Source organism: Pararhizobium sp. A13, from assembly GCF_040126305.1.
Classification (GTDB): Bacteria; Pseudomonadota; Alphaproteobacteria; order Rhizobiales; family Rhizobiaceae; genus Pararhizobium.
The window spans coordinates 185,638-198,814 of the sequence record NZ_CP149511.1 but is presented as its reverse complement, the minus strand read 5'-3'; the positions used below and the strand labels follow the sequence as shown (position 1 = coordinate 198,814).

Sequence of the window (13,177 nt, the reverse complement as noted above, 5' to 3'; positions counted from 1 at the left end):
GAGCGTTGAAACAACTTTAGGCAGTTCATGATCAAGACGATTGAGATTCTCGGAGCCGCACCGCGCGATCCGGTCGCAGAACAGAATTCAGCAAACGCCGACAGCACCGTTTCGGGTCGGGTTTCGGCCGCCTATCTCGCCATCAAAGAGGCGATACGCTCCAACGCATTTCCTCCCGGATACCAGGCCGCGGAAATTGAAATTGCGCGTCAGCTCGGCATGAGCCGGACGCCGGTGCACGAAGCCATGGCGCGACTGCAGGAAGACGGGCTGGTCCGGATACTTCCCAAGAAGGGCATCATAATCTGTGCCCTGTCTCCCGCGGATATCGAGGAAATCTACGAAGTCATCACCGCGCTCGAGGGGGCAGCGGCGGCACGACTCGCCCGGCTCCCGATGGAAGAGCGCGGGCCCGTCATCCAACTCCTGAAGGCCGCCACAACGGGGATGGTGGATGCATTGGCTGACAACGACCTTCCACGATGGGCCGTCGCGGATGAGGATTTTCATCAGACCCTCGTAACAGAGAGCGGAAACAGCCGCCTCATGCGGATGGCGGGGACTGTCGCCGATCAATTGCATCGCGCCCGCATGTTTACCCTCAACCTGCGCCCCTTGCCGCTGCACTCGGCCGGCGAGCATGCGGAAATCATAGATGCAATCGAGCGAGGTGATGCCGATGCGGCAAGCCGCTCGGCACGGCTGCACCGGAAACATGCCCATGATGCGCTGATCCCTCTTATTGCTCGATACAATCTACGCAATCTCTAGATTCTCGGTTGCGGCGATCTGCACAACACGGAGATTGTTGGTGCTGCCCCGTTGCGCGAATGGAAATCCAGCCACGATGACAATGTGATCGGACGGATTTGCCAGTTTGGTATCCAGCGCGGCCTGTTGCGCGTGAAGCAATGAGGCCTCATAGGTATGGACATTCGGTGATCGCACGCCGACCACACCCCAGAACAGGTTGAGTTGGCGCGCAACCTGTTCGGACGGAGCGAGGGCAAGAATGGGTGAGGCCGGTCTAGCACGCGAAATCCTGGCCGCGGTTGTTCCGCTCGATGTGTAGGCAACCAAAACCGGCGAGCCCAGGGCCACGGCAACATTGGCGGCCGCGGTGGCAACCGCGTGCGGCGGTGACTGAGCGACATCGGGCTCCGTTGCCTCAACGATTGGCCGGTAGTGCTTGTGCTTCTCCGTCTTCTCGATGATTCGGCTCATCATTTCGACCGCCTCCACCGGATAGGCGCCTGTTGCGGACTCAGCGGAAAGCATGACGGCATCTGCCCCATCATAGATGGCACCGGCAACGTCCGAGGCCTCAGCACGCGTCGGCGTTGGCGAACTGACCATCGAGTCGAGCATCTGTGTGGCGACAATCACGGGCTTGGCCGCTAGCCGGCATGCACGGATGATTTCCTTCTGCTTGCCCGGAACGTCCTCCGGCGGGATCTCAACGCCGAGATCACCTCGCGCAACCATGATGCCGTCCGAAAGCCTGACAATATCCTCGATGTCATAGAGGGCGGACGGCTTCTCGATCTTGGCAATGAGGCCAGCCCTGTCTCCAACGAGGGACCGGGCTTCGATCATGTCGCGTGCCCGCTGAACGAAAGAGAGTGCGACCCAGTCGACGCCAAGCTCGAGCCCGAATTCCAGGTCCTCACGATCTTTCGCCGTGAGCGGGGAAATGTCGAGGATCGCGCCGGGCACGTTGACCCCCTTGCGGTTAGACAGGGTTCCTCCATTGATGACCTCGCAAACAAGACGCCCGTCCATCACTTCCATGGTCCGGACCTTTACTCTGCCGTCGTCGATCAGGAGGTCCATCCCGGGCACCGCTACCTCGAAAATCTCCCGATGAGGTAGCGGAATGTCGTTCATTCCTTCGCCACCCTCCTGGCCGAAGACAAATCCAATTGTGGATCCGCGCGCGAGATCAAGCCTGCCATGCGCCAGCACTCCGATCCTGATCTTCGGACCCTGAAGATCCTGCAGGACGGCGATGGCTGCATCCTGTTCCTGCTCAAGAGCCCTGATGGTCCGGTAGACCTCAGCATGATCCGCCCGGGTGCCATGACTGAAGTTCAGGCGGAACGTGTCGACACCGGCGTGAAACAGCGACCGAAGCATGTCGGGCGAATTTGAAGCCGGGCCGACCGTCGCGACGATCTTCGACCGCCGGTTGTTGCGTATATACATGTCCAAACCTAACTTATGAGAATTGCGCGGATGTCATTGACATTCGTGAGCGTTGGGCCGGTGATCACAAGGTCGCCGACGGCCTTGAAGGCCGAGTAGCTGTCATGGGCGGCCAGCGTTGCGCGTGGATCGATGCCCGCTACGCGCATCCGAGTGGTGCTGTCCGGCGCCACCAGCGCCCCGGCTGCATCCTCTACGCCGTCGATGCCATCGGTATCGCCGGCGATGGCCCAGATGCCCTCAGCCCTTTTGAGAGCAATAGCCAGGCTGAGCAGAAATTCCGTGTTTCGTCCGCCGCGGCCTGCGGTCGTGGCCCCGAGCGAAACGGTGCCCTCACCGCCGGACAGTATGACGGCAGGTGCCGCTACAGGCAGGCCCTTATCACGCGCGGACAGCGCGATGCCCGCCATTATGCGACCCATCTCGCGAGCTTCGCCTTCCAGGGCATCTCCGAGGATCAGTGGACGCAGTCCGGCTTTCTGCGCGACCGCCGCCGCAGCGTTGAGCGCAATGGAGGGGGCAGCAATCAGACGAATTTCGCCTTCAACCTCCCCGACCTTCGGCGTCTCAATGCCTTGTGTCAGCACTGACCGCGCAGCCTCCGGTAAGTCAATGCCATAGTGGGCGACGATCGCGCGGGCATCCGCCATGGTGGTCGGATCCGCGACCGTTGGGCCGGACGCGATCTCCGATGGATCATCGCCCGGTACATCGGAGATGACCAGTGTCAGCAGCCTCGCGGGTCGTGCCGCGCGCGCCAGATGTCCGCCCTTGATGGCGGAAAGATGCTTGCGGACAGTATTCATCTCGGAAATCGTGGCGCCGCTGGAGAGCAGCGCCTGGTTGACCGCCTTTTTGTCGGCCAAAGTCATCTTGCCTGCCGGCGAGACGAGCAATGACGATCCCCCGCCGGAGATGAGAGCCACCACGAGATCGTCCGGGCCAAGGCCCTGGACGGCAGCGAATATCTTCTCTGCAGCCTTGATGCTCATTTCATCCGGGACGGGATGGGAGGCTTCGAGGATTTCGATGCGCCCGGCCGGAACGGCGTGGCCATAGCGAGTTACCACGATGCCCGAGAGATCGACATCAGGCCAGGCGGCGTCGATCGCGGCCGCCATCGCGGCCGACGCCTTGCCCGCACCCACAACGACGCAGCGAGCTCTTGGGCGTTCTGGGAGGTTGTTGATAACCGCAGTCTGCGGATCCGCGCTGGCAACGGCTGCGTCGAAGATTCGACGCAGCACCTGGCGAGCGGACACATCGTTCCAGGTCATTCGGCAGCAGCCATCTTCAGGATATTTGAGCCTGCGATTGCCTCGCATACGGCGTCGGTGACTTGCTTCGTGTTGGCGGTGCCACCGACGTCAGGCGTTAGGATGCCTGCTTCAGTCACGCGCTCGACGGCGCTCATCAGCCGCGCGGCGGCCTCGCGTTCACCGAGATGCTCGAGCATCTGCGCTGCCGTCCAGAAAGTGGCGATCGGGTTGGCGATACCCTTGCCGGTGATGTCGAAGGCCGAGCCGTGGATCGGCTCGAACATTGACGGGAAACGGCGCTCCGGGTCGATGTTGGCGGTCGGCGCGACGCCGAGCGAGCCGGCAAGAGCACCGGCGAGGTCAGACAGGATGTCGGCATGCAGGTTGGTCGCAACGATCGTGTCGAGCGTCTCCGGCTTCAGCGTCATGCGCACCGTCATCGCATCGACCAGCATCTTGTCCCAGGTGACGTCCGGGAATTCCTTCGACACTTCGGCCGCGATCTCGTCCCACATGACCATGCCATGGCGCTGGGCGTTCGACTTGGTGACGACTGTCAGCAGCTTGCGCGGGCGCGCCTGGGCCAGTTTGAAGGCGTAGCGCATGATGCGGGTGACGCCGACGCGGGTGAAGATCGCCACTTCCGTGCCGACCTCTTCCGGCAGGCCGCGATGGGCGCGGCCGCCATGGCCGGAATATTCGCCTTCGGAGTTCTCCCGCACGATCACCCAGTCGAGATCGCCCGGACCGCAATTGCGCAAGGGCGGCGTGATGCCGGGCAGGATCTTCGTCGGGCGCACATTGGCGTACTGGTCGAACCCCTGGCAGATCGGCAGGCGCAGGCCCCACAGCGTGATGTGGTCGGGAACGTCCGGAGCGCCCACGGCACCGAAAAAGATCGCGTCGAACTTCTTCAACTTCTCCAGCCCGTCGGCCGGCATCATCACGCCATGCTTCTTATAATAGTCCGAACCCCAGTCGAAGGTCTCGGAGTGGATCTTGAAGTCGCCGCTGCGCTGTTCCAGCGCCTCCAGAACCTGAAGACCCGCCGCTATCACCTCTGGGCCAATCCCATCCGCAGGAATGGCCGCAATCTTGTATTCACGCATGTCTATGCTCCACTTTGAGATTTAACGATTTTGGACTGAGGCGACCTTGGCCCCGTTTTCCGGTGCGGTGCGCGACAGCACGAGCGTCACGATCGCGGATACGACCAGCAACGCGGCGACGAAGTAGAGGCCACCCGCAAAACTGCCGGTGACGTCCTTGATCCAGCCGATCATCGAGGGACCAACGAAGCCACCCAGGTTGCCAATCGAATTGATGGTGGCAATACCCGCTGCGGCCGCCGGCCCGGAGAGGAAGAGCGTGGGCATGCTCCAAAGCGGTGGTTTCGACGCGCTGATGCCGATATTGACCAGGGTCAGCGCAGCAAGGACGGCGAAGACAGTGGTGGCACCGGTCGCGAAGGCAAGGCCCGCCGAGGCGAGCAGGCAGGCGGCCACCACATGCCAGGTTCTTTCGCCCGACTTGTCGGAATGGCGTGCCCACAGAACCATGCCGACGACAGCGAATATCGCTGGAATTGAATTCAGCATGCCGACCTGGAAGGACGACAGACCGAACTCCTTGATGATCTGCGGCGCCCAGATTCCCAACGTGTAAAGGCCGGCGGACGTGCCGAAGTAGACGAGCGCAAGGGCAAGAACGCGCCGATCCGCCAAGCCCGCCCACACACTGTGGCTCGCCTTCGACTTTCCAGCGTTCTCTTTAGCCATTGTTTCCACCAGCCAGTTCCGCTCTTCGGTCGTCAGCCAGTTAGCTTTCTCCGGGCGGTCGGTCAGGTAGAACAGCACGACCACGCCGAGCACGATCGCAGGAACTGCCTCGATCAGGAACATCCACTGCCAACCGGTGAGACCCAGAAATCCGTGCATCTCCAGCAGTGCACCGGAAATCGGCGACCCAATGGCTGTCGCAATCGGTGCTGCTGCCATGAACATCGCCGTTACCGCTGCTCTGCGACGGGCGGGAAACCAAAAGCTGAGATAGAGGATGATGCCTGGGAAAAACCCGGCTTCCGCGATACCGAGAAGGAAACGCAGCGTATAAAAACTTGTCGTTCCCTGAATGAAAGCCATGGCACCGGAGACGAGTCCCCAGGTGATCATGACGCGGGCGATCCAGATGCGAGCGCCAACCTTGTTAAGGATGAGGTTCGAAGGCACTTCGAACAGGAAATAGCCGATGAAGAAAATGCCTGCGCCGATGCCGAATACGGTCGGCGAAAACCCGAGATCCTCGTTCATCGTCAATGCCGCAAAGCCGATGTTTACCCGGTCGATGAAGGCGATGAGATAAAGTGCCATAATGAACGGCACGATGCGCAGAGTGATTTTGCGCAGGACGCGCGTCTCCAGGTCGCCATTCATAGCGAACTCCTCCCAATGATCAATTCGACGCACCTCCTGCGTCATCAACAGACGCTAATTCTCGCTTCCCTTCAACGCTATGTTGCTCTAATTATATAATCAAATGATACAATCGGTGCTCCATGGAACTGGAACAATTGAAGTGCTTTGTGGCAGTTGCCGAAGAACTGCATTTCGGCAGAGCAGCTCAAAAAATGGGATTGCTCCCAGCATCCTTGGGAAGGCATGTCAGATTGCTCGAAGAATCCCTGGGCACCCGCCTCATGTCCCGTACGACGCGGAGTGTCTCGTTAACGGAAGACGGAGCCGCCCTGCTCGAAGAGGTGAGACCCCTTCTCCATCGCTTGCAAGCACTCGCGGAAGAGTTTCGATCCAGGAAAAACCAGCAGGCGACCGTGCTGCGCATCGGCGCGATCGACAGTGCTGCCGCAGGCCTCATACCGCCGTTGCTGCACGATTTCCGTGAGCAGTGTCCAGGCATTGTCACTCAACTGGTCGAGGACAAGTCCATCCGCCTCATTCCAAAATTGATTGCCGGGCGACTGGATATCGTCTTCATTCGGCCCCGAGACGGACTGAGCCGCAATCTGGCCGTTCGCACCCTGGCCCACGAAACGCCCGTTATTGCCCTGGCCGTCACGCATCCGCTAGCCGGCGGCGACCGCGTATCCGTCAAAGAACTGGGAGACGAGCCCCTTATCGTGCCCGAGCGTCGCTCTCGCCCGCACAGCTACGATCTGACGATGAAACTGTTCGAGGATGCCGGGCTACACCCGCGTATAGCGCAGATTGCCGACGAGAAGCAGACAATCATAAACCTCGTTGCAGCAGGCATCGGGTCCGCCATCGTTCCGCGCTGGACAGCGAAACTGGCAGTATCCGGGGTGACCTTCGTTCCTCTCGCGAGCGCTGATGGATCATCATTGCGAAAACTGCCGCTCGCAGTCGCCTGGACCAAAGCTGTTCGCGATCCAGGTCGGGACCAGTTGCTGGAACTGCTCAATAAAAATATCGGTCGATATGCGGAGCAGGCCTAAGTCTTGCCAAACCCACCTGGTCAGCCATGCTCACCCGTCAAAGACGATAGGCGTCCATTGTATTAGAGCGTGTCGTCAGTTGAACCAAGAGACGATGCAGACGAGTTGGATTGCGGCGAGGAAGGTTTTTGCCAGTTTGTCATAGCGGGTTGCAATTGCTCTGAAACCTTTGAGTTTGCAGAAGAACCGCTCGACAAGGTTACGTTCTCTGTAGAGCGCGAAGTCGGTGTCACGCTGGACAAGCCTATTGGCTTTGGACGGGATGACCGCGGTGATGCTGCGGTCTGTGAGAACCTCGATCAACGCATCGGCATCATAGGCCTTGTCTGCCGGAAACGCCTCGACTTCTTCCAGCAAAGACGCGGCTTGGCTGAGGTCGAATTGCTGCCCCGGTGTGAGCGACACAGCAACAGGATTGCCCAAAGCGTCGACAATCATGTGAATTTTGGTCGTCAGGCCTCCCCGCGATCTTAGATAAAAATACTCCAGCGGGCTTCTCCGCGATTGCCATCAGCAGCATGCTACGCGGCCTTACTCTTTGAAAACCGTACATTGAACGATCTCAGCACATCATCCAGCAGTGTGAAGACCACCGGGATGACCAGAAGGCTCAAGAAGGTCGAGGTAATCAGGCCGCCGATCACGACGACGCCCATGGGTTGGCGAAAGCTGGAGTCGCCCGACACAAGGCTGAGCGCCGCCGGAAGCATGCCGCCGGCCATGGCGATGGTTGTCATGACGATCGGTCGGGCACGCTTGTGACATGCATCGACGAGCGCATCAAAACGGGACATGCCAGCTCTGCGGGCCTCAATAGCGTACTCGACAAGTAGAATTGAGTTTTTTGAGACGATGCCCATCAAGAGCAGCAGACCGATCACCGCCGGCATCGAGAAGCTTGTACCACTGAGAACTAGCGGTAGCATCGCCCCGCCAAGCGCCAGCGGCAGGGCCATCAGGATAGTGATGGGTTGAAGGAAATCATGGAAGAGAAGGACCAGAACGGCGTAGATGCAGAAGATGCCTATCGCCATGGCGGTGCCGAAACTGCTGAACAGCTCGCTTTGACGCTTGAGTTCGCCCTGTTCGACAAATTTCACGCCTTGCGGCAAGTTCTGGTAGCTGGGCAACTGAGCTGCCTGCGCCATTACGTCTGACAGGTTCCTCCCATTCAGTTCGACAGTCAGCGAGACATTGCGTGACCGATCGAGCCGATCGATTTCGCTTGGGCTGGATCCCAGAGAGATGTCGGCAACGGCACCGAGCGAAACATTGCCTTCTTTGCCCTCAACAGGGATCAAGGATATTGCATCGAGTGACTGTCGGCTTGTTGTGTCGAGCATTACCCGGATGGGCACCTGGCGTTCGGGTAGATTGAGCTGCGACAAGGCGGCGTCATAGGCGCCTGCGGTCGCGACCCGAATAGCCTCGGCGATAGCCTGGGACGTTACACCCAGAGACGCGGCTTCCGCCATATCCGGTTTGATTGTAACCTCCGGCGATTGCATAGCTGCCGATGACGTCACGTTGCCGATACCTGGCAGGGTACGCAGATCGGCCTCAAGGCTTGCCGCTGCCTGCTCCAGAAGTTCGGAGTCATCGCCCGCCAGCGTGAGAGTGAGCTCCGTGCCATTGCCGCCCGAGCCGATTTCCACACGAACACCGGGCAACCGCTCCAAAGCCTTGCGCAAATCCGCTTCGATTTGTGACTGCTTGATATCGCGGTCGTCGATCGGTGTGAGATTGACGACGATCGTGGCACTGTCGATGCTTGCATTCGACGTACTGTTCATGCCGCCGGTCGAGGCAGTGCCTGTTGCCTGAAACACCGAGGTGACATGATCCACGCCAGCGATGATCTCGGATGCCTTTCGCGCGGCTTCGTCAGTCGACTCAATCGTCGACCCGGGAGGCGTGGTTATGGAAACCTGGGTCTGCCCGTCGTCGGACGCCGGAAAAAAGCCAGTCGACAGATTGGTAAGAAGCAGGACGGTGAACGCCAGGAATCCTGCCGTCCCGAGCACCGGTATCCAGCGGCGCCGAAGTGCGCCTCTTACGAGCCAAAGATAGGAGCGCATCAAGCGGCCGTCCCCTTCGTGCTTCGTGCCACTTGCCTTCATAATGTATGCCGCCATCATCGGCGTGATCAACCGCGCTACCAGGAGAGAGGCAAGAACGGCAACGGAAGCCGTGATGCCGAATTGCTTGAAGATGATGCCCGGAATTCCGCCCATGAAGGCCGTGGGCAAAAACACGGCGACCAATGTGAACGTGGTTGCGATAACCGCCAGTCCTATTTCGTCTGCCGCTTCCATGGCCGCGTCGAACGGACTTTTGCCCATATTGAGGTGTCGCTCGATGTTCTCAATCTCGACAATCGCGTCGTCGACGAGAATTCCAACGACCAATGACAGCGCCAAGAGCGTGATCGTGTTCAAGGTGTAGTCGAGCAGGTACATCACGAGAAACGTGGGTATGATCGACAGCGGCAATGCAACGGCGGCCAGAAGCGTCGCGCGCCAATCGCGAAGAAACAGCAAAACCACGAAGATTGCGATCAGAGCGCCCTCGTAGACCATGTGCATCGACGATTCATAATTCTGCTCGGTCGGAACAATCGTGTTGTAGGCTTCCTCGATTGTCACAAGGGGATTGGCCGCGGCAAACACTTTCATCGCTTCGCGGACATTCTCGGTGACCGCGATATCGGAGTACCCTTTGGAACGCTTGATCTGGGCCGCAATGACCGGTTTGCCGTTCAGATAGGCGAGCGAGGTGACGTCGCTGTGGGAATCGGTGACCGTGCCGAGTTCATCCAGTCGAACCCAGCTTCCCTTTGGCAGAGGAATAGGCGTTCCGCCAAGCTGATCGGCATTGTCTGCAGCCGCCAAGGTGCGGACAGACTGGCTTTCGCCGCCAATTCGTCCTTTGCCGCCTGACAGATCGGATTGCACCGCTTCAAGCTGCCCGTTGACGTCGTTTGCGGTCAATCCCAAGCCATCGAGCAGGTTTGCGTTGAGCTCCACCCTGACTTCTCTGTCGACGCCTCCCAGGCGGCCGACTTCGCCGACACCTTCCACAGCCATCAGCGCTCGTGACATGTCGTTATCGATGAACCACGACAGTTCCGCATCGTCCAGTTTGTCGGAACGCACCACATAGGTAATCAGCGGCGAAGCATTCAGGGACAGTTTCGAGACGGTTGGTGCATTCATTTCCTCTGGCAGGTCATCTTGCGCCTGGTCGACAGCGCTTTTCACCTCGTCCAGCGCGACTTGAGTATTTTTTCCGACTTTGAACGCGACAGAGATGGTTACAGAGCCGTCAGTGATCGTCGTGGTGACAGAATCGAGCTGTGTCAGACCAGTCAGCTCATCTTCGATCTTGCGTGCCACTTCCGTCTCGAGCTGAGCAGCTGCCGCCCCGTCGAGCGAAGCGCTGATTTCAATCGTTGGAAGATCCATATCGGGAAAATTTTGCACGTCGAGACGATTGAAGGCCCACAGGCCACAAGCGGTCAACAATGCAAAAAGCAGGATTGAGGGAACGGGATTGCGGATTGACCAGGAGGAGAAATTCATTTTGTCTCCTCCTTGTTGGCGGTTGCAGAACCTTCTGATACCCGCACAGTTGAACCGTCCGCGAGGAATGCGCCGCCGGAGGTCACCACCTTGTCATTCTTTTCAATTCCCGAAACGAGTTCGACGCGGTCGTTCTGTCGCCGACCGATCTCGACACGCTTGCGCGTGACAGTCGGCTGGTCTGCCTCGTTCACAATGAACACGTAGGAGAAGCCGTCCCTCAGGGTAACGGCAGTTGCGGGGACCGTCAGCGCAACAGTGCGATCAAATTCAAAATAACCACTGGCCAGAATGCCGGTCTTCGGTTGCGGCATGCCTGCATCGGGATGCAAGGCAACATAGACCGTCACTCGACCATTGTCAGTCGATGTCGTCGGCGAAATCAGCCTGACCTCACCGCGGACGTCACCCACCGGCGTGGGGATGATCGCCTTTGTACCGTTTTTGACGTCAGCCAAACGCTTGATCGGCAACTCGGCCTTCCATTCGACCCGGTTCTGTCGGATGAGCTTGAACAGTTCGTCGCCGGCGGTGACGACGTTTCCAAGAGATGCCGAGCGTTCGGAAATGACCCCATCGTCTACCGCGTAAATTTTGGTGCGATCCAATGTGAGTTGCGCGGATGCCAACGCGGCTTGCGCAGAAAAGAGTTCGGCTTTCGCTTTACGCTCCGTAATCAGGTATTCTGTCGTCTGCTGCGTTGATAGCGCACCGGAGCCCGTCAATCCGCGGGCGCGCTCGGCGTCGATGGTTGCTTGTTCCAAGGCGGCTTTAGCCTTTTCGACGGCAGCTTGCTGTTGTTCAAGTTCCGCTTGCGAGGTCTCGGGCGCGAACTGCACGAGCAGGTCGCCTTTATTCACGGATGTACCGACATCCGCCTTGACATCAATGATCCTCAGTCCGCTGACCTCGGCGGCAATTATCGCCTCATGCCATGCAGCAAGTCGACCACTCGCCGGGATAGTCACCGGCCACAACGAAACCTCTGGTTTGACAACACTGACGGTCAATGCCGCCGCTCGAGTGTCGTTTTGTTCGACTTCCTGGCCCTGGGCCGTAAGGGGGAGCGCAAAATGGGGCGTTAAGGCGAGCGCCATCGCGAGAGGAATGAAGGCAAATCTACGCATCAGTGTATTCCATTGACAGAGGCAATCGAGGCGTCATCCGGGGCGGACCAGCCGCCTCCCAAAGATTTGTAGAGGGCAATCCAGTATTGGACCGCGTCGCGCCTGATTTCGATGAGGGTGATTGCGGCCGATTGCGCCGACCGACGGGCTTCTTCGCGGTCAAGGATACTGACCCCGCCGGACTTCCAGTTCTGGTCGACTGAGCTGAAATAGCTTTGATAATTGTCAGCCGCGGTTTTGGCATCGGTGACCCGCCGCAGCGCCGTATTGACCCGGATGAGGGCCATCTCGACTTCGGCGACAGCACTCAAGACGCCAGACTTGTAACTCGCGACAGCAATATCATAGTCCGCGACGGCGCTTCTGACCGCCGCCCTTCTTGTCCCGCCATCAAGCAGCGGTATCGACAGAGCAGGCCCGAATGACCATGGGACTGATCTGCCCGTCACGGTGGACTCGCTGATTGAAATCGATCCACTCAAGCTGAGACTGGGATACAAGTCAGCTTTTGCTGCACCAACGTCTGCGATCGTCGCTGCGACTTCCGCTTCCAGGGCATTGATGTCAGGTCTTTGCCTCAAGACCTCAGCGGGTACTGACGCGATTCCCAGCGCAGGTGGCTGAGGAATGCGGTTCTTTCCCTGCTCCAGAAGTTTTCTGACGACGAGTTCATCGCCGCCTGTCAGTTGGACCAGCGATTTGACAATGATCTCGCAATCCCCACGCTGAGCAGTCAAGTTGGAAGAAGATGTTGCTGCGCTCGCACGGGCAAGCGCCAGATCGGCCGTCGATGTAAATCCTGACTGAGCCGATTTTTCCGTGACACGGATTGTTTCTTTCTGCGAAGCCAGCTCATCCCGGTAAAGCCGTTCGAGCTGACGGCAAGCGCGATACTGGACATAGTAATCGCCGACTTCGGCCGCAACGGAAATCCGTACGTCATGCCACGACCAGATCTGACCATGGGCTCGTGACGTCGCGGCTTGTGTCTCTTTCTTGGTCTTGCCGAATAGGTCGAGTTCCCATGCGGCATCGAGAGCGCCACTTTTATTTGTCCCCGCCGTAATCTTGTTAAGGTCGTCGCCTTCGTTACCCTCGTGCGTGGCGGAGGCAGAACCGTCGAGCGACGGAAAAAGTCCTGCTCTGGCGGTATCAAGCGTGGCTCGAGCCTTGTCGATATTGGCGACCGCTTCCTGGATGGACGGATTTTCGCGTTCCGCCAGGCCCAGCAGTCCATCCAGTGAGGGGTCCTTGAAGCTTGCCCACCAGGACAAAAGGTCGGCCGGACGACCGCCATGCGGCAACGTCGCGTGCCAGTAGGCGGCCACGACAGACCTCGAAGGTTTGAGCTCGCCCAAGCTCGTGCAGCTGGTGAGTAACGCCACGGTGGCGAAGATCGAAATTAAATAAAAAACTATACTGCGCATGGGATCCGTGCTGCCTCGAAAGCTGTCGGCCGCACTATAGGGATCGTGGTGTTAATGTCGGTCAAGAACGTGTTAAGTTATGTAAAAGTGCTGTATTCGCCGCCTGCAA

The 13,177-nt window shown here is 58.9% G+C and carries 9 protein-coding genes and 1 pseudogene; 2 read left to right on the top strand and 8 right to left on the bottom strand.

Going from position 1 to position 13,177, the window contains the following annotated elements:
* Positions 1-27: 27 nt before the first annotated feature.
* Entirely contained in the window at positions 28-771 is a 744-nt protein-coding gene (locus tag WI754_RS22485) for a GntR family transcriptional regulator (RefSeq protein ID WP_341487517.1), read from the top strand.
* On the opposite strand, the gene pyk is transcribed toward WI754_RS22485, so the two are convergent.
* From pyk to WI754_RS22465, 4 genes are read right to left on the bottom strand one after another with little or no spacing between them, the layout of a single operon-like run.
* Positions 757-2,205 (bottom strand): pyruvate kinase, encoded by a 1,449-nt coding sequence (gene pyk / locus WI754_RS22480; RefSeq protein WP_341487516.1) that lies wholly within the window; start codon positions 2,203-2,205, stop codon positions 757-759. The two genes, WI754_RS22485 and pyk, sit on opposite strands and share 15 nt — an antisense overlap.
* An 8-nt stretch (positions 2,206-2,213) precedes the next feature.
* Positions 2,214-3,482, bottom strand: a complete 1,269-nt coding sequence (locus WI754_RS22475; protein WP_341487515.1) for a glycerate kinase — start codon at positions 3,480-3,482, stop codon at positions 2,214-2,216.
* Entirely contained in the window at positions 3,479-4,573 is a 1,095-nt protein-coding gene (locus tag WI754_RS22470; protein WP_341487514.1) for a tartrate dehydrogenase, read from the bottom strand. Before WI754_RS22470 ends, WI754_RS22475 begins: the two co-directional genes overlap by 4 nt.
* 21 nt (positions 4,574-4,594) lie before the next feature.
* On the bottom strand, positions 4,595-5,896 hold the full coding sequence (locus WI754_RS22465; RefSeq protein ID WP_341487513.1) for an MFS transporter: 1,302 nt from the start codon (positions 5,894-5,896) through the stop codon (positions 4,595-4,597).
* A 122-nt stretch (positions 5,897-6,018) separates the two neighbouring features.
* On the opposite strand from WI754_RS22465, the gene WI754_RS22460 reads away from it, so the two are divergent.
* The gene (locus tag WI754_RS22460; protein WP_341487512.1) at positions 6,019-6,933 is read left to right on the top strand and encodes a LysR family transcriptional regulator; all 915 of its coding nucleotides are present in this window, start codon (positions 6,019-6,021) and stop codon (positions 6,931-6,933) included.
* Between the two features lie 75 nt (positions 6,934-7,008).
* On the opposite strand, the pseudogene WI754_RS22455 reads toward WI754_RS22460, so the two are convergent.
* From WI754_RS22455 to WI754_RS22440, 4 genes and pseudogenes are all read right to left on the bottom strand, one after another.
* Positions 7,009-7,404: pseudogene (locus tag WI754_RS22455) on the bottom strand (IS5 family transposase); the annotation flags it as partial.
* A 50-nt stretch (positions 7,405-7,454) separates the two neighbouring features.
* Entirely contained in the window at positions 7,455-10,514 is a 3,060-nt protein-coding gene (locus tag WI754_RS22450) for an efflux RND transporter permease subunit (RefSeq protein WP_341487511.1), read from the bottom strand.
* Entirely contained in the window at positions 10,511-11,641 is a 1,131-nt protein-coding gene (locus WI754_RS22445; RefSeq protein WP_341487510.1) for an efflux RND transporter periplasmic adaptor subunit, read from the bottom strand. The genes WI754_RS22450 and WI754_RS22445 overlap by 4 nt, the downstream gene beginning before the upstream one ends.
* On the bottom strand, positions 11,641-13,068 hold the full coding sequence (locus WI754_RS22440) for an efflux transporter outer membrane subunit (RefSeq protein ID WP_341487509.1): 1,428 nt from the start codon (positions 13,066-13,068) through the stop codon (positions 11,641-11,643). Before WI754_RS22440 ends, WI754_RS22445 begins: the two co-directional genes overlap by 1 nt.
* Positions 13,069-13,177 lie beyond the last annotated feature (109 nt).